Origin of the sequence: Achromobacter sp. UMC71 (assembly GCF_014170305.1) — a bacterium.
Classification (GTDB): domain Bacteria; phylum Pseudomonadota; class Gammaproteobacteria; order Burkholderiales; family Burkholderiaceae_B; genus Achromobacter.
Genome location: NZ_LZZT01000002.1, coordinates 1 through 16,290, shown reverse-complemented (window position 1 = coordinate 16,290; position 16,290 = coordinate 1). Strand labels below are relative to the sequence as shown.

14 protein-coding genes and 1 pseudogene are annotated in these 16,290 nt (G+C 66.0%); 11 read left to right on the top strand and 4 right to left on the bottom strand.

The window, feature by feature from the left end:
- Positions 1 to 33 precede the first annotated feature (33 nt).
- Entirely contained in the window at positions 34 to 1,479 is a 1,446-nt protein-coding gene (rpoN, locus tag A9974_RS00280; protein ID WP_183002205.1) for an RNA polymerase factor sigma-54, read from the bottom strand.
- On the opposite strand from rpoN, the gene A9974_RS00275 reads away from it, so the two are divergent.
- The 3 genes from A9974_RS00275 to leuA all read left to right on the top strand — a co-directional run bounded on the left by A9974_RS00275 (position 1,478) and on the right by leuA (position 5,375).
- The gene (locus tag A9974_RS00275; RefSeq protein WP_183002204.1) at positions 1,478 to 2,119 is read left to right on the top strand and encodes a hypothetical protein; all 642 of its coding nucleotides are present in this window, start codon (positions 1,478 to 1,480) and stop codon (positions 2,117 to 2,119) included. The genes rpoN and A9974_RS00275 overlap by 2 nt on opposite strands.
- Before the next feature lie 193 nt (positions 2,120 to 2,312).
- Positions 2,313 to 3,290, top strand: coding sequence for a tripartite tricarboxylate transporter substrate binding protein (locus A9974_RS00270; RefSeq protein ID WP_183002203.1), 978 nt, complete (start codon positions 2,313 to 2,315; stop codon positions 3,288 to 3,290).
- Between the two features lie 375 nt (positions 3,291 to 3,665).
- Positions 3,666 to 5,375, top strand: a complete 1,710-nt coding sequence (leuA, locus tag A9974_RS00265; protein ID WP_183002202.1) for a 2-isopropylmalate synthase — start codon at positions 3,666 to 3,668, stop codon at positions 5,373 to 5,375.
- Between the two features lie 160 nt (positions 5,376 to 5,535).
- Here leuA and A9974_RS00260 read toward each other — a convergent pair whose 3' ends face one another.
- Positions 5,536 to 6,864 (bottom strand): amidase, encoded by a 1,329-nt coding sequence (locus tag A9974_RS00260; protein WP_183002201.1) that lies wholly within the window; start codon positions 6,862 to 6,864, stop codon positions 5,536 to 5,538.
- A gap of 313 nt (positions 6,865 to 7,177) precedes the next feature.
- Between A9974_RS00260 and A9974_RS00255 the strand changes: the two genes are divergently transcribed.
- The 6 genes from A9974_RS00255 to A9974_RS00230 all read left to right on the top strand — a co-directional run bounded on the left by A9974_RS00255 (position 7,178) and on the right by A9974_RS00230 (position 13,212).
- A complete protein-coding gene (locus tag A9974_RS00255) occupies positions 7,178 to 8,191 on the top strand; it encodes a LacI family DNA-binding transcriptional regulator (protein WP_183002200.1) in 1,014 nt (337 codons plus the stop codon).
- Positions 8,192 to 8,225: 34 nt separating this feature from the next.
- Positions 8,226 to 9,023, top strand: coding sequence for a phosphodiesterase (locus A9974_RS00250; protein ID WP_183002199.1), 798 nt, complete (start codon positions 8,226 to 8,228; stop codon positions 9,021 to 9,023).
- A gap of 118 nt (positions 9,024 to 9,141) precedes the next feature.
- Positions 9,142 to 10,197, top strand: a complete 1,056-nt coding sequence (locus tag A9974_RS00245; RefSeq protein ID WP_183002198.1) for an ABC transporter ATP-binding protein — start codon at positions 9,142 to 9,144, stop codon at positions 10,195 to 10,197.
- Positions 10,198 to 10,230: 33 nt separating this feature from the next.
- Positions 10,231 to 11,526: an ABC transporter substrate-binding protein gene (locus A9974_RS00240; RefSeq protein ID WP_183002197.1), complete on the top strand. Its 1,296-nt coding sequence runs from the start codon at positions 10,231 to 10,233 to the stop codon at positions 11,524 to 11,526.
- 13 nt (positions 11,527 to 11,539) lie between these two features.
- Positions 11,540 to 12,415: a carbohydrate ABC transporter permease gene (locus A9974_RS00235; RefSeq protein WP_183002196.1), complete on the top strand. Its 876-nt coding sequence runs from the start codon at positions 11,540 to 11,542 to the stop codon at positions 12,413 to 12,415.
- Entirely contained in the window at positions 12,412 to 13,212 is an 801-nt protein-coding gene (locus A9974_RS00230) for a carbohydrate ABC transporter permease (RefSeq protein WP_025139986.1), read from the top strand. Before A9974_RS00235 ends, A9974_RS00230 begins: the two co-directional genes overlap by 4 nt.
- A gap of 8 nt (positions 13,213 to 13,220) precedes the next feature.
- On the opposite strand, the gene A9974_RS00225 is transcribed toward A9974_RS00230, so the two are convergent.
- Together A9974_RS00225 and A9974_RS00220 are read right to left on the bottom strand one after the other, a co-directional pair.
- Positions 13,221 to 13,538 (bottom strand): hypothetical protein, encoded by a 318-nt coding sequence (locus A9974_RS00225; RefSeq protein ID WP_183002195.1) that lies wholly within the window; start codon positions 13,536 to 13,538, stop codon positions 13,221 to 13,223.
- A gap of 95 nt (positions 13,539 to 13,633) precedes the next feature.
- A complete protein-coding gene (locus tag A9974_RS00220) occupies positions 13,634 to 13,978 on the bottom strand; it encodes a DUF1840 domain-containing protein (protein ID WP_183002194.1) in 345 nt (114 codons plus the stop codon).
- Between the two features lie 321 nt (positions 13,979 to 14,299).
- Here A9974_RS00220 and argS point away from each other — a divergent pair, with 321 nt between their 5' ends.
- Both argS and A9974_RS00210 read left to right on the top strand, forming a co-directional pair.
- Positions 14,300 to 15,985: an arginine--tRNA ligase gene (argS, locus tag A9974_RS00215; RefSeq protein ID WP_183002193.1), complete on the top strand. Its 1,686-nt coding sequence runs from the start codon at positions 14,300 to 14,302 to the stop codon at positions 15,983 to 15,985.
- 9 nt (positions 15,986 to 15,994) lie between these two features.
- Positions 15,995 to 16,290 (top strand): annotated as a pseudogene (locus A9974_RS00210) (SPOR domain-containing protein); the annotation flags it as partial.

The window sequence follows — 16,290 nt, the reverse complement described above, 5'->3', positions numbered from 1 at the left end:
AAGGGACGTTTTTGAAAAAATCCGTCCCCTATTTCACCGGGCCGAGGCCTGCGCCTTGCGCAGCGCGGCGGGCGCGATCCGCAGCGCTTCGCGGTATTTTGCGACCGTGCGGCGGGCAATGACGATGCCCTGGTCCGCCAGCTTTTCCATGATCTGGCTGTCCGACAAGGGCTTGGCCCGGTTCTCTTCGGCCACCATCTGGCGGATGAAGGTCTGCACCGCCGTCGCCGAGGTAGCGTCGCCGCCGTCGGTCGACACCCCAGCTCCGAAGAAGCGCTTAAGCTCCAGCGTGCCAAACGGAGTGAGCATGTACTTCTGCGTTGTAGCGCGTGAAATGGTGGATTCGTGCAGGCCCAGCTCGCCGGCGATGTCTTTCAGGATGAGCGGCCGCATGGCCGCCGGCCCCTGGCTGAAGAACGCAGTCTGGCGCTCGACGATGGCCTGGGCGACGCGCAGGATGGTGTCAAAGCGCTGTTCGACGTTGCGGATCATCCACTTGGCCTGCTGCAGTTGCGATTGCAGGCCGGCGTGGGCGGATTCCTTCTGGTTGCCCAGCATCTGCGCATAGAGCCCGTTGATCTGCAGGCGCGGCACGGCGGCGCTGTTCAGCGTGACCTGCCAGCCGCGGCGCGTCTTGCGCACGATAACGTCAGGCACGGCATAGTCGGCCGCCGGCACTGTCCAGGCGCGGCCGGGGCGCGGCTCCAGGCGCAGGATCAGGCTGTGCGCGGCGCGCAGCGTGGTCTCGTCACAACCCACCGCGGCGCACAGGCGGGCGTTGTTGCCCGTGGCCAAGAGCGCCAGATGCTGCGCACAAATGAGGCGGGCGCAGGCCAGCACCTTGGGGTCCGCGGCCTCGGGCAGGCGCGACAGGTCAGGGTTGCGCAATTGCAACAGCAGGCATTCGGACATGTCGCGCGCGCCGATCCCGATGGGGTCGAACGACTGCAGCAGCGACAACGCGGCGCGCAACTCGTCCAGGTCGGGTTCGGAATCGGCCGGCAGCCAGCCCAGGATTTCTTCCAGGGGCGAGCCCAGGTAGCCGTTTTCGTCCAGTTCGTCGATCAGCAGCGCGGCCAGCGTGGCGTCGCGCGGCGCGGCCCGGGTCAGCGCCAGTTGCCCCAGCAGGTATTCGCGCAGCGTGTCGGGCCGCGCGGCCTCGGGCAAGCTGGAATCGTCGTCGGGATAGACCCCGCCCGAGCCCGGCATTTCGTCCACCGGCGTCTCGCGCTCGGCGGCGGGCTCGTCGTCCTGCACCGAAGACTCACGCTCGGATTCCGCCGGCGTTTCCGCCGACGGCGACTCATCGTCGCGCTCCAGCAACGGATTATCCGCAAGCACTTGCGAGATCTCCGCCTCGAGATCGAGCGTAGACAGCTGCAGCAACCGGATGGATTGCTGCAGTTGTGGGGTCAGCGTCAGATGCTGGCCAGGCCGCAGTTCTAAAATTGGACGGGTCATAGGTACAATATTTTGCATGATGAATCAGACTTCGCCCGCAAGCGTTCGCCAGGATTGCCGACTGATCGGTCAGACCCTGCTCAAACTGGCACTTCCCAGGCTCATCCTGCGCGCGATCGTGATCGCCGTCGCAGTGATCATCTGGTATCTCGCCGCCTCCTGGATCCTGGATTTCGGAAAGCGCATCAACTACGAGTTCCTGCATTCGCTGGGCCAGCCCACCATGGACATGGTCCAGAAGGTCAATCCGTACATCTGGTGGGTCGTCGCCGGCATCTGGACGCTGATCGTCTTCTTCATCCTGCGCGCCTGGCTGTCCGCCAGCCTGGCCTCGGGCCGCGCCACCCCCGTCAGCACCGGCGTACTGGCCGATCTGGCGCCGCAACTGTCCGAAGAATCCCTGGGCGTGCTGCGCTGGACCTGGGGTACCCGCGAAGAACCGTTCACCGTCGGCGACCTGCAACGGTCACTGTCGGAAATCCGCCACAACCGCATCGGCAAGATCGCCATGGTGGCCGAACAAGCCAACATTCTGGAAGGCACCGCGGCCAAGCCCCCGCGCGACAGCCGTGACGACGGCCGCCGCGACACCCGCGCCGAGCCCCGTGGCGAACGCGAACGCTACATCGAACCGCGCATCGGCGGCCCGGCCCGCTAAGCCTTCTTTTCCTGACGTTTTTCCCGCATCCAGGCCGCCGCAAGGCGGCCTGTTTGTTTCAGTGCCCTGCCAGCCGGGCTCCCCTATACTGGCCCTCCAGGCTCGCGCAACCGCGGGCTGCGCACCCTTCCAATAAAACAAGCCGGCTGACGAGACACGCCGGATGCGCGGCCGGCCCCTGGAGTTGTTTTTCATGTTCCGCACCCCTGTCCGGTATGCCGCCGGCTTGCTGCTGGCCTGCTCGGCCGCCGTCGTCGCCGCCCCGGCATCCGCCGCCTGGCCCGACAAACCCATCACGTTCGTCGCGCCGTTCAGCGCCGGCGGCGCCAACGATCTTGTCGCCCGCATCATCGCCAAGGCGGTGGGCTCGACCCTGAACCAGCCCGTCATCGTGGAAAACCGTCCCGGCGCCGGCGGCGTCGTCGGCGCCGCGCACGTCGCGCGCAGCGCCGCCGATGGCTACACCTACCTGGTGGGCAGCAACGGCACGGTGACCAACAGCCTGATCCGTTCGGACCAGCCCTACAAAGACGAAGAACTGACCCCGGTCGCGCTCTTGACGGTGACACCGTCGGTCATCGTGGCCAATCCGTCCAACCCGGCCAAGGACCTGAAGGACTTCGTCGAGCGCGCCAAAAAGGCCAAGACGGACCGTATCACGTTCTCGACCGCCGGCAACGGCAGCACGCCGCATTTCGTGGCCGAGATGGTCAAGGAAGCCACCGGCCTGCCGGTCGAGCCCATCGCCTACAAGAGCGGTTCGGAAGGCGTGACCGCCGTGATCGGCAACCAGGTCGACGCCACCTCCGAGGCCAGCATCGTCACGCTGCCGCTGATCCAGGCCGGCAAGCTCAAGGCCCTGGCCACCACCTGGGACAAGCGCATGGCCAGCGCGCCGGACATCCCCACCACCGCCGAACTGGGTTTCCCCGCCATCCGCATCGGCCACTGGGCCGGCCTGTACGCGCCGGCCGGCACGCCCGCCGACGTGCTGGACAAGATGAACGCGGCCATCGAGAAGTCGCTGCAAACCAAGGAAGTGCAGGACGCGCTGCGCCAGAGCAGCATCGAACCGGGCGGCGGCTCGCGCGCCAGCTTCGTTGAATTTGCCGCCAACGAACGCGAACGCCTGGGCAAGGTCGTGAAAAACGGCCACATGCAGACGCAATAAGGCGCGCCGGGGGCAGATCTGCCCCCGGTTTTTTTATCGCGTTTTCATTTGCGCTGGCCCGAAAAGTATGTTTGACTAGCAACCTATGGCCGCTTACCGCACCCCCCTCGCGATTGCTACCGGACGCTTTGCCGCTCCGGTTGCCGGTCTGCGCGCTTCTATTTCGTCCATCGCGCTATCGCTATACCTACCGATCGGTTGCCGGGCCTAGTGTCCCCGTGGTAGCTCGGCAGCCACGCTTGCCACACGCGATTTCCCTTTTTCAAAACTGAATCCCCTCGCCAGACTCGGCGAACCCCCTGGCATCAGAGCGCCTATCGGCCGCATGCCATCCGGATTCAGCATCAAACCGAAAGAACTGATCGAGGTGTAGTGATGATGCTTGCCAACCCCGCCACCAAATACGTCCCCTTCGCGCCCTTTGCCCGCGACTTTTCCGAGCGCACCTGGCCCAGCCGCCGCATCACGCAGCCGCCGATCTGGATGAGCACCGACTTGCGCGACGGCAACCAGGCCTTGATCGAACCGATGAGCGTCGAGCGCAAGGTCCGCTTCTTCGAACAGCTGGTCAAGATCGGCTTCAAGGAAATCGAAGTGGGTTTCCCGTCTGCCTCGCAGACCGACTTCGATTTCGTGCGCAAGCTCATCGACGAAAAGCGCATCCCCGACGATGTGACCATCATCGTGCTGACCCAGTCGCGCGAAGACCTGATCAGCCGCACCGTTGAAGCCGCCGCGGGCGCCAAGCAAGCCATCGTGCACATGTACAACGCCTGCGCGCCGGCCTTCCGCAAGGTCGTCTTCAACATGTCCAAGGACGAGATCAAGAACATCGCCACCACCGGCACGCGCTTGATCAAGCAATACGTCGCGCAGCGCCCCGAAACGCAATGGCGCTACGAGTATTCGCCCGAAGTCTTCAGCACCACCGAACCCGAATTCGCGCTGGAAGTCTCCAACGCCGTGGCCGACGTATGGCAGCCCACGCCGCAAAGCAAGATGGTGCTGAACTTGCCCGCCACCATCGAAGCCACCAGCCCCAACCTGTACGCCGACCAGATCGAGTGGATGCACAAGAACCTGGCCCGCCGCGACAGCATCGTGCTCAGCGTGCACCCGCACAATGACCGCGGCACGGCCGTGGCCGCCGCCGAGTTCGCCGTCATGGCCGGCGCCGACCGCATCGAAGGCTGCCTGTTCGGCAGCGGCGAGCGCACCGGCAACGTCGACCTGGTCACGCTGGCCTTGAACCTCTACACGCAAGGCGTGCACCCGGGCCTGGACTTCTCGGACATCGACGAAGTGCGCCGCTGCGCCGAGTACTGCAACCAATTGCCGGTGCACCCGCGTCATCCGTATGCCGGCGACCTGGTCTTCACGGCCTTCTCCGGTTCGCACCAGGACGCCATCAAGAAGGGCTTCGCGTTGCAGCAAGCCGACGCCGTCTGGGAAGTGCCGTACTTGCCGATCGACCCGGCCGACCTCGGCCGCAGCTACGACGCCGTGATCCGCGTGAACAGCCAGTCGGGCAAGGGCGGCGTGTCGTACCTGCTCGAGCAGGAGCACGGCCTGGTGTTGCCGCGCCGCTTGCAGATCGAATTCAGCCGTGCGATCCAACGCGTCACCGACGAAACCGGCCGCGAAGTCACCGCCGACGACGTGCACACGATCTTCAACCGCGAATACCTCGAGCAAAAGTCGCCCTGGAAGCTGATCCGCCATCGCATCGACGGCAATCCGTCGGCCGGCGAAGGCCAGCACTTCAGCATCGAAGCAGAACTCGAATACAACGGCGAACGCCGCATTGTGACGGGCAAGGGCGATGGCGCCATCTCGGCCTTCGTGGCCGCGCTGGACGTGCCGGTGCGCATCATGGACTACCACGAGCATGCCATCGGCACCGGCACCGACACCCGCGCCGCCTCGTATGTGGAACTGCGCGTCGGTGAATCCAGCACCGGCTTCGGCGTGGGTATCGACCGCGACATCGTGACCGCGTCCTTCCAGGCCGTGCTGAGCGCCGTAAACCGCCACATCAACGCTGGCGCCGTCACCACCGAACAAGAGGCCGCCGAGGCCGCGTGATCCGCGACCCGGAAGCAGGGGGTGGGCTTACCGCCATCACCTCCAACGCTCGCCTCTTATCATGAGGCGGCGCCGCACACAAAAAGCCCGCCGTTATCCGGCGGGCTTTCTTTTTTTTGGCAAAGGGCGCGGGGCAGGCAACACCGCGCAACCGGGCGGGTCAGCCCCGCGGCCACATGTCGGACGCGCCGATGTCAGGTTCGCGCGCGGCCAGCAGGCGCTCGTGCACCCAGGCCGCGATCGACAGCGTGCGGTAGTCGTCGTGGCGCCGGCCGATCAACTGCAACCCGACCGGCAGCCCCTGCGGGCCGGTGGCAAAAGGCAGGTTCAGGCAGGGCAGGCCGAACAGCGTCCAGGCACGGGAGAACTGCGGATCACCCGTGCCCAAGTCGGCAAACGGCGCCTCGCCGCTGGCGCTGGGCGCCAGCAGGATGTCGTACTTGTCGAACCATTGATCCACCCGCGCGCGTGAATCCGCGGCCCGCTCGAGGTTCTTGATGTGTTCCTCGGCGGTGATCTGGGCGCCGGCTTCCAGGACGGCCTGGATCTTGGCGCTGAGCTGCCCCGCGTGCTCGAGCCGTTCGTAAGCCAGCGACTGGGACGCTTCGAAAGCCATGACGTCGGCGTGCAATTGCACCAGCATGCAGTCTTCGGGCGGCAGCGGCACTTCTTCGACATGGGCGCCCGCGCGCGCTAGCGTGGCCGCGGCCTGCGCGAAGGCTTCCTTGGTTTCGGATTGCGCGTGACGCCATTGCAGGCTGCGGTACATGCCGATGCGCGGCTTGGCGTCGTAGGAAAGTTCGAGCATGCGCGGATCGCGCATCAGCACCGAGGCGAACAAGGCCACGTCCGGCACCGAGCGGGCAAAGCCGCCGACGGTGTCCAGCGATTCGGCCAGGCTTTTCACACCCGCGCGGGGAATGGCGCCGAAGGTGGGCTTGAAGCCGACAATGCCGCAATACGAGGCCGGGCGGATGATGGATCCGGCGGTTTGCGAGCCCAGCGCGAACGGCACCATATCGTCGGCAACCGCCGCGGCCGAGCCGCTGGACGAACCGCCGGGCGTATAGGCTTCGTTGCGCGGGTTGCGCGTGGGTCCGGCCTGGTAGGTGGCGAACTCGGTGGTGACGGTCTTGCCGATCACCACGGCGCCAGCATGGCGGCACAGCGCCACGGCGGCCGCGTCCAACCCCGGACGGTGCCGTTCGTAGATGGGCGAGCCGTAGCGCGTTGGCAGGTCGGCTGTGTCGAACAGGTCTTTCACGCCTAGCGGCAGGCCGTGCAGCGGGCCGCGCAGGGCGCCGCGATCCAGCGCTTCGGCATGGTCCAGGGCGGCCTGCTTTTGCAGCGCCGTCCAGGCATGAATGGTGTTTTCGCGTTGTTCGATGCGCGCAAAGCAGGCACGCACCAATTGCACCGCAGTCAATTCGCGCCGTTGCAGCTTGCGCGCCGCTTCAAGCGCGCCAAGTCTGTTTAAGGCAGTAGACATGATCCTTTCCTCTATCCCGGTGCCGCGCGATATGCGCGGTACTGACTTACGCACCCGGTCCCCTTGACCTGGGGTTTATCCCGATCTGGCGCGGCATGATGCGCGCCGATTTTGACAAACCCAGCCATTGTCCGCGTTGCGTCAATTAGGAAAACCACTGAAAAACCACGTTTTTCCGGGTATTTCCGCGTGCATTGCGCCTTGGCTTTATGTTGTTGCGTTGTTATCAGCATAGCGCAAACGGGTGCAACACAAAGGTCATAATTCCCTTGTAAGATGAAAACGTTTTCAGCAAACCGCCAGCAATGTAGCCATGGTGTCGCGCGCATCGCCCCGCTTTTCCATTATCGAAGTGGCCCGCAAGGCGGGGGTATCCCCCGCCACGGTTTCGCGCGCGTTCAATCAGCCGGATATCGTCCATCCGGAAACGCTGGCGCACATCCGCGCCATCGCCAAGCGTGCGGGTTTCCGGCCCAACCGCGTCGGCCGCAGCCTGCGTTCCGGCAGCACGCGCACCATCGGCCTGATCCTGCCCACGTTGTCCAATCCCGTATTCGCCGAGTGCTTTGAAGGCGCCGAACGGCGAGCCCGCGAATCCGGCTACAGCGTCATGCTGACCGCCACCGGCTACGACCCCGCGGTGGAGTCGGCCGCCGTGCAGGGCCTGATCGATCATCAGGTCGACGGCCTGATCCTGACGGTGGCGGACGCGGCGCGCAGCGCCACGCTGGACGACCTGGACAGCGCCGGCATGCCCTACGTGCTGGTCTACAACGAATCCACTGCCCATCCTTACGCCTCGGTCGACAACCGCGCGGCCGCCATCGATATGGTGTCGCACCTGGCGGCGCTGGGGCACCGCCGCATTGCCATCGTGACCGGCCCGTTGACGGCGTCCGACCGCGCGCGCCGCCGCCTGATGGGTGCCCGCGCCTGCGCCAAGAAGCTGGACCTGGAACCCATCCAGCACATCGCCATGAGTTCGCACACGGGCAGTGACGCCGAGGCCCTGAAGACGGCCTTGCGCGGCAAGCAGGCGCCCACCGCGCTGTTCTGCTCGAACGATCTGCTGGCCACGGCGGTGATCGCCGATCTGGTGGCATTGGGCCTGTCCGTGCCTGGCGACATTTCGGTGTGCGGCTTTGACGGCATGCGCTTCGGCGCCTTGCTGACACCGCCGCTGACCACGGTTGCCCAGCCTAGCGACGGCATCGGCCTGGCCGCCTGTTCGAACCTGCTGGCGCAGATCCATGGCCAACCGCCGCAATCTGACCGCCTGCCTCACTGCATCGTCGTCGGCGGCACCGCGGCGCCCGTGCGCCGCTGACTTTTTCCTCCAGATTCCTGCAAGAGACCTTTCCATGCTTATCGCCCAAATCACCGACCTGCACATGCGCACGCCAGGCGACAAGGCCTACGGCATCATCGACCCCGCCGCCTTCCTGGGGCCCGCGGTGCGCGCGCTCAACGCGCTGTCGCCGCGCCCCGATTGCGTGCTGATCACGGGCGACCTGACCGACCTGGGCAAGCCTCACGAATACCAGGCGCTGCGTGAACAATTGCAGGCGCTCGAAATTCCGTATTTCCTGTTGCCCGGCAACCACGACGACCGCGCGCAGTTGCGCGCCGCGTTTCCGGACCACGGCTACCTGCAAGGGCAGGGGCCGTTCATTCAATACGCCGTCGAGACCTATCCGCTGCGCCTGCTGGCGCTGGATACCGTGGTGCCCATGAAGAGCCATGGCGAACTGTGCGCGGAGCGCCTGGGCTGGCTCGCGGCGCACCTGGCCGAGCAACCCGGCCGGCCGACCCTGGTGCTGATGCACCACCCGCCGTTCCTGACGGGCATCGAGCACATGGACGCCATCGGCCTGCTGGCGGGCGCCCCTGAACTGGAAAAGATCGTGGCGCGTTATCCGAACGTGGAACGCGTGTTATGCGGCCATCTGCATCGCACCATCTTTCGCCGGTTCGGCGGCACCATCGCGTCAACCTGTCCGGGCACTGCGCACCAACTGGCGCTGGAACTCGGGCCGCGGCCGACATTGCAGTATGTCATGGAGCCCCCCGGCTACCAGTTGCATTGGTGGCACGACGGCGCGCTGGTCACGCACCATGCGGTGATTGGGGAATACCCCGGCCCGTATCCCTTCGCCTGAGCCGGATTCTCGATTACAAACACAATGCCATATGTCCGTCATGTTTGCGCTGCACAATGAAAAGGATTTCATTGCTCGCGACACGGGGCGGATCTAACAATTAGATCTACGAGACAGCATGTCATCCATCGTTCTGGATAACCTCACCAAGCAGTACGGCAACGCGGCGGCGATCCACGGCGTCAGCTTCACGGTGCCGGCGGGCAGCTTCACCGTGCTGCTGGGTCCGTCGGGCTGTGGCAAGTCCACCACCTTGCGCATGATCGCCGGGCTGGACACGCCCACCTCGGGCACCATCCACATCGGCGACCGCGACGTCACGCAACTGCCGCCGGCCAAGCGCCGTATTTCCATGGTGTTCCAGTCGTATGCGCTGTTTCCGCACCTGTCGGTGCGCGAGAACATCCTGTTCGGCCTGAAGGTCCGCAAGGAACCGGCGCGCGATTTCGACCGCCGCCTGCAACGCGTGGCCGGGCTGTTGGGCCTGGGCCATCTGCTGGACCGCAAGCCGTCGCAATTGTCGGGCGGCCAGCAACAGCGCGTGGCGCTGGGTCGCGCGGTGATTTCCGAAGCGCCCGTCTGCCTGATGGACGAGCCCCTGTCCAACCTGGATGCCCAGCTGCGCCATGAGATGCGCCGCGAGATCCGCGCGCTGCAGCAGGACCTTGGCATCACGATGGTGTACGTCACGCACGACCAGACCGAAGCCATGAGCATGGCTGACCAGGTGGTGCTGCTGCGCGGCGGCCAGATCGAACAGCACGATACACCGGACGGCCTGTATGCCCGCCCGGCCAGCGAATTCGCGGCGCGCTTCATCGGCACGCCGCCCATGAACCTGATCGGCCTGACGACCCTGCAAGGCGTCACGGTAATCGCCGGCATGCATGGCCCCGCCGTTGCCGGCGCACCCGCCGGCGCGGTCAAGCTGGGCGTGCGGCCCGAGCACATCCGCATCGACGGCGACGGCATCGCCGCCACCGTGGAAAGCGTGGAGTACTTCGGCGCCGATTCCATCGTGGTGTGCCGGGTCGGCGACACCAGCGGCGTGGCCGTGCGCGTGGGCGGGCACCTGCGCGCCCGCGCCGGCGAAGCGCTGCGCTTGTCCTGGCCCACGGAACAACAGCATTTCTTTGCCGCCGATTCGGCGGTCATCAACACCGTCGGGCGCTGAAGACGCCCAATCCACAGGAAAGGAAACGCAATCATGCGACGCATCGTACTGAAGACCCTGGCCGCCAGCCTGGCCGCCGCTTGCCTGTCGCTGCCCGCGCACGCACAGCAAAAGCCCGTTGAAGTGGAGTTCTACTACCCCGTCGCCGTGGGCGGCCCCATCACCAAGATCGTCGACGACATGGTGACGGACTTCCAGAAAGAAAACCCGAACATCAAGATCAAGCCGATCTACGCCGGCTCGTACCAGGATTCGATCGCCAAGGCGTTGACCGCGCTGAAGGGCGGCACTCCGCCGCAGCTGGCCGTGCTGCTGTCCACCGACATGTTCACCCTGATCGACGAAGACGCGATCGTGCCGGTGGACTCGCTGGCCAAGAGCGATGCCGACAAGCAGTGGCTGGGCGGCTTCTACGATGCGTTCATGCAGAACAGCCGCACCGGCGGCCACACCTGGGGCGTGCCGTTCCAGCGTTCGACCATCGTCATGTACTACAACAAGGACCTGTTCAAGGCCGCCGGCCTGGATCCCGAGCGCGCGCCCGCCACCTGGGCCGAGCTGGTCGAGTATGGCAAGAAGCTGACCAAGCAGGACGCCGCCGGCAACACCACGCAATGGGGCATCGAGATCCCGTCGGGCGGCGCATTCGCCTACTGGCTGTTCCAGGCCCTGACCACGCCCAATGGCGCGATCCTGATGAACGAGGCCGGCAACGAGACCTTCCTGGACAAGCCCGCCGTGGTCGAGGCCGCGCAATTCTGGCGCGACCTGTCCGCCAAGCACAAGATCATGCCCACCGGCACGATCGACTGGGGCACCACGCCCAAGGACTTCCTGGAAAAGAAGGCCGCCATCATCTGGACCACCACCGGCAACCTGACCAACATCCGCAAGAACGCCGACTTCCCGTTCGGCGTGGCGATGATGCCGCAGCAAAAGCGCGGCGGCAGCCCGACCGGCGGCGGCAACTTCTACATCTTCAAGAGCGGCACGCCTGAGCAGCAACAGGCTGCGCTGAAGTTCGCGCAGTGGGCCACCACGCCGGAACGCGCGGCCGACTGGAGCATTGCCACCGGCTACGTCGCGGTGACGCCGGCCGCCTGGCAGACCGAGAAGATGAAGAAGTACGCGCAGGAAGTGCCGGCCGCCGCCGTGGCGCGCGACCAGTTGCAGGTCAGCGTGGCCGAGTTCTCGACGCACGAGAACCAGCGCGTCACCAAGACCCTGAACGACGCCCTGCAGGCGGCGCTGACGGGTTCCAAGACGCCGCAGCAAGCGCTGACCGACGCCCAGCGCGAAGCCGACCGCATCCTGCGTTCCTACAAGTAGACCGCCAAGCACGATGAGCCGCTCTTTGAATGCGCTTTATGGCTGGCTGCTGTTGCTGCCAGCCATCGTGCTGCTCGCCGCCTTCACGCATTACCCCGCGTTGGCGACGTTCTGGCACAGCTTCTATTCAACGCCCAAGGGCGCGCGCCCGGCCCGCTTCGTCGGGCTGGACAACTACGCGGTGATGCGCGATGACCCGGTTTTCTGGCAGTCGCTCTGGAACAACCTGTGGTTCGCGCTGGGCACCATCCCGACCTCGATCGGCATCGCGCTGGTCATGGCGCTATGGGTGAACCGCAACCTGAAAGGCCGCGGTTTTCTGCGGATGGCGTACTTCACGCCGACCGTGCTGCCCATGGTGGCCGTGGCCAATATCTGGCTGTTCTTCTACACGCCGCAGTACGGGCTGATCGCGCAGGTGATGCAGCTGTTCGGCTCGCCCGGCCCCAACTGGCTGGGCAATCGCGAAACGGCATTGCCCGCGTTGATGCTGGTGACGGTATGGAAGGAATCCGGCTTTTTCATGATCTTCTACCTGGCCGCGCTGCAAACCGTGTCGCCGTCCCTGCGTGAAGCCGCCATGCTGGAAGGGGCCTCGCGCTGGCAGTATTTCCGGCGCGTGCTTTGGCCGCTGCTGATGCCGACCACGCTGTTCGTGCTGATCAACGCGCTGATCAACGCCTTCCGGCTGGTGGACCACGTGGTGGTCATGACCCGCGGCGGGCCCGACAACGCCAGCACGCTGCTGCTCTACTACATCTACCAGGTGGGCTTCAGCTTCTGGGATACCGCCTACGCCGCGACGCTGACCGTCGTGCTGCTGGTGGTGCTGGCGCTGACGGCGCTGATCAAGTTCCGCTGGCTGGACCGCAGGACGCACTATCAATGAAAGACAAGCTCGATACCCTGGGCGCGTGGGCGCTGGGCCTGTTGTGGATCCTGCCGCTGGCGTACGCCATGTGGGCGGCGTTCCATCCGCCGGCCTATGCCACCCGCTTCGACCTGTTCGCCCCGCTGACGCTGGATAACTTCGCGCGCGCCTGGCAGGCCGCGCCCTTCCCGCGTTACTTCGCCAACACCTTCCTGCTGGTCACGATGGTGCTGGCCGCGCAGCTGGTGCTGTCCACGCTGGCCGGCTATGCCTTCGCGCGTTTCGAGTTCCGCGGCCGCGACTTCGTCTTCATGCTGGTGCTGCTGCAGCTGATGATCATGCCTGACGTGCTGCTGGTGGAAAACTACCGTTCGATGAGCCAGCTGGGCATCCGCGACACGGTGTTCGCCATTGGCCTGCCGTACTTCGCGTCAGCCTTCGGCATCTTCCTGTTGCGCCAGACCTTCAAGACCGTGCCGCGCGAACTGGAAGAAGCCGCGCGCATGGAAGGCGCCAACGCCTTGCAGATCCTGTGGAAGGTGTACGTGCCGCTGGCCAAGCCGATCTACGTGGCCTATGGGCTGGTGTCCGTCAGCCACCACTGGAACAATTTCCTGTGGCCGCTGATCATCACCAATTCCGTGGAATCGCGGCCGTTGACGGTGGGCTTGCAGGTGTTCTCGTCGACCGACCAGGGCATCGACTGGTCGGTGATCACGGCCGCCACGCTGATGTCCGCCGCGCCGCTGCTGATCGCTTTCCTGCTGTTCCAGCGTCAGTTCGTCCAGTCGTTCATGCGGGCGGGCATCCGCTGAGCAGGAGGTCAGTACCCCACGGTCAGGCCGGGCAGGTCTACCGTGATGCGCGGGCGTTCCAGCGCCAGCGCCAGATTCTCGGCGAACTCGCGGGCTTCTTTTTCGTCGGTGGACAGCGTGTCGTAGCCCAGCGCGTCCGCCACGCCCAGCACCTTGTCCAGCAGCAGGACCTTGCCGCTGGGACGCAGGGGTTCGCAGCCCAGGGTTTCCCAGGCGCCGTCGAACCAGTCGCGCGCCTGGTTCTGACGCTGCGGATTGGGTTCGACGTTGGCCGAGAGGTCCAGCGAGCGCCGGGTATCGAAGACGATCGTGATGTCGCTGCGCATAGCAGGGGTTCCTTGAAATGGCGTCAGCCGCAAAAAGACGGCAACACGAGGGTAGGCAAAAACCGCCGGGCAGATTGTCCCGCCGGCGACATTGCCTACCAGCCGCGGGACACTTCCCAGGTAACCTCGGCGCCCGCGGCCTGGGATTGCCGCATCATGTCCAGGAGCGGATAGGCCCGCTCTTTCAGGCCGACCGTGCGCGCCATGGGCGGCACCGGCGCCTTGTCTTCGTCTTCTTCGTCGTCATCGTGGTGGCCCAGGGATTCCTCGATGGCGTGCTCGATGCCCTTGATGCCCGGGCCGAGCTGGTCGACGGTGAACACGCCGCGCTCGGGAATCTTGTCGCCAAAGGACTTGCCCGCCGCCTGCAGCAGGACGCCGGCATGGTCGGTGAGCATCAGGACTTCCGCCACGACCTTGGAATGAAATGTAATCAGCATATTCCGGTCTCCTACATTGAATACCTTCCATACACTACCGCAACGTCCGGGGGATGCCAACTGACCCCCCAGGCGCGGGCCGCCCGGGCAGGGCCCGGCGCCGGTGGCGCCCGCCAAATCACGCTATGATTCAGGAGATTCCCGTGACGGCAGGAGCCGCGGCGGCCGAGAATCCGGCGCTTGGCGCCTGGTCGCGCCCGCCAGGCGCGCCCGCCGCGCCGATGCCGCCCCCAGGCCCCGCCGGGGCGCCCACACGGGCCGCCGGCCCGGCCGCGACCCGTCGCCGCCTTCGTCACTCACCCAGAACTTCTCCAGACGCCCATGCTCCCCGAGCAACAAAAACAACTTATTTCCCTGATCCAGGCCGCCGTTGCGCAGAGCCTGCCCGATGCCCAGGCCAACGTGCTGCTGGAGCGCCCCAAGGTCGCCGCCCACGGCGACGTCGCCACCAACGTGGCCATGCAGCTGGCCAAGCCGGCCAAGCGCAACCCGCGTGAACTGGCCCAGGCCATCGTCGACGCGCTGCTGGCCCAGCCCGGCGCCCGCGAGCTGATCGAAAGCGCCGACATTGCCGGCCCCGGCTTCATCAACCTGCGCGTCACCGCCGCCGCCCGCCAAGCCGTCATCGCGGCCGTGGCCGAACAGGGCGCCACCTTTGGCCGCGCCCCGCGCGCCGGCGAGAAGATCCTGGTGGAATTCGTGTCCGCCAACCCCACCGGCCCGCTGCACGTGGGCCATGCCCGCCAGGCCGCGCTGGGCGACGCCCTGTGCCGCCTGTACGACGCGATCGGCTGGGATGTGACCCGCGAGTTCTATTACAACGACGCCGGCAACCAGATCGAGAACCTGGCGATCAGCGTGCAGGCCCGCGCCCGCGGCCTGACCACCGACTCGCCCGACTGGCCGGCCGACGGCTACAAGGGCGACTACATCGCCGACATCGCCCGCGACTTCCAGGCCGGCAAGACCATCCAGGCCTCGGACGGCGAACCCGTCACCGCGACCGGCAACATCGACAGCCTGGACGACATCCGCGTCTTCGCCGTGGCCTACCTGCGCCGCGAACAAGACCTGGACCTGCAGGCGTTCGGCCTGGTGTTCGACAACTACTACCTGGAAAGCTCGCTCTACACGTCGGGCCGCGTCGAGGCCACCGTCAAGGCGCTGGTCGCCGGCGGCCATACCTATGAAGAGGGCGGCGCGCTGTGGCTGCGCACCACCGAACTGGGCACGGGCGACGACAAAGACCGGGTCATGCGCAAGAGCGAAGGCGGCTACACCTACTTCGTGCCGGACGTGGCCTACCACAAGGCCAAATGGGAACGCGGCTTTCACCGCGCCGTGAACATCCAGGGCAGCGACCACCACGGCACCGTGGCGCGCGTGCGCGCCGGCCTGCAGGCGCTGGAAGAGGGCATTCCCAAGGACTACCCGTCCTACGTGCTGCACAAGATGGTCAAGGTCATGCGCGGCGGGCAAGAGGTCAAGATCTCCAAGCGCGCCGGCAGCTACGTCACGATGCGCGACCTGATCGACTGGGTCGGCCGCGACGCGGTCCGCTACTTCCTGATCCAGCGCCGCGCCGACACGGAATTCGTGTTCGACGTCGACCTGGCGCTGTCCAAGAGCGACGAAAACCCGGTCTATTACATCCAGTACGCCCATGCGCGCATCTGCTCGGTCGTGAACAACGCCGGCATGCCGGCGGCGGACGTGGCGTCGGCTGATGTGTCCCTATTGACCGCCCCGACCGAATTCGCGCTGATGCAGCGCCTGGCCGAATTCCCCCACGTCGTGGCCCTGGCCGCGCAGGAACTGGCCCCGCACCACATCGCCTTCTGGCTGCGTGACTGCGCCTCGGACTTCCACGCCTGGTACAACGCCGAGCGCGTGCTGGTCGACGACGCCGCGCTGAAGCTGGCGCGCCTGCGTCTGGCCTCGACCACGCGCCAGGTGCTGGCCAACGGCCTGGAGCTCCTGGGCGTGTCCGCCCCCGAGCGGATGTAACATCGGTACATGGCGACCAAGCGCAAACCCACCCGCCGTTCCGGCGAAAGCGGCAGCACCCTGTACGGGGCGCTTGCCGGATTGCTCATCGGGCTGATCGTGGCCGCTGTCGTGGCGTTCTACGTCACCAAGGCGCCCGTGCCCTTCGTGGACCGCGCCAGCCGGCAAGGCGACGCAGGCAAGCTGCCCGACCCGCGCCAGGCGCCGGACCCCAACGCCGGCCTGTACGGCCGTGATGGCGCGGCGGGCACGCCGCCCACCGGCCCCACCGCCACGGCGCCCGCGCCGCTGCCGGGGGCTGGCAC

Bases quoted from the DNA above. Each gene is read 5' to 3' on its own strand.
- A9974_RS00275 (WP_183002204.1), top strand. From the start codon at position 1,478: ATGATGAATCAGACTTCGCCCGCAAGCGTTCGCCAGGATTGCCGACTG.
- rpoN (WP_183002205.1), bottom strand. From the start codon at position 1,479: ATGCAAAATATTGTACCTATGACCCGTCCAATTTTAGAACTGCGGCCT.
- A9974_RS00270 (WP_183002203.1), top strand. From the start codon at position 2,313: ATGTTCCGCACCCCTGTCCGGTATGCCGCCGGCTTGCTGCTGGCCTGC.
- leuA (WP_183002202.1), top strand. From the start codon at position 3,666: ATGATGCTTGCCAACCCCGCCACCAAATACGTCCCCTTCGCGCCCTTT.
- A9974_RS00260 (WP_183002201.1), bottom strand. From the start codon at position 6,864: ATGTCTACTGCCTTAAACAGACTTGGCGCGCTTGAAGCGGCGCGCAAG.
- A9974_RS00255 (WP_183002200.1), top strand. From the start codon at position 7,178: ATGGTGTCGCGCGCATCGCCCCGCTTTTCCATTATCGAAGTGGCCCGC.
- A9974_RS00250 (WP_183002199.1), top strand. From the start codon at position 8,226: ATGCTTATCGCCCAAATCACCGACCTGCACATGCGCACGCCAGGCGAC.
- A9974_RS00245 (WP_183002198.1), top strand. From the start codon at position 9,142: ATGTCATCCATCGTTCTGGATAACCTCACCAAGCAGTACGGCAACGCG.
- A9974_RS00240 (WP_183002197.1), top strand. From the start codon at position 10,231: ATGCGACGCATCGTACTGAAGACCCTGGCCGCCAGCCTGGCCGCCGCT.
- A9974_RS00235 (WP_183002196.1), top strand. From the start codon at position 11,540: ATGAGCCGCTCTTTGAATGCGCTTTATGGCTGGCTGCTGTTGCTGCCA.
- A9974_RS00230 (WP_025139986.1), top strand. From the start codon at position 12,412: ATGAAAGACAAGCTCGATACCCTGGGCGCGTGGGCGCTGGGCCTGTTG.
- A9974_RS00225 (WP_183002195.1), bottom strand. From the start codon at position 13,538: ATGCGCAGCGACATCACGATCGTCTTCGATACCCGGCGCTCGCTGGAC.
- A9974_RS00220 (WP_183002194.1), bottom strand. From the start codon at position 13,978: ATGCTGATTACATTTCATTCCAAGGTCGTGGCGGAAGTCCTGATGCTC.
- argS (WP_183002193.1), top strand. From the start codon at position 14,300: ATGCTCCCCGAGCAACAAAAACAACTTATTTCCCTGATCCAGGCCGCC.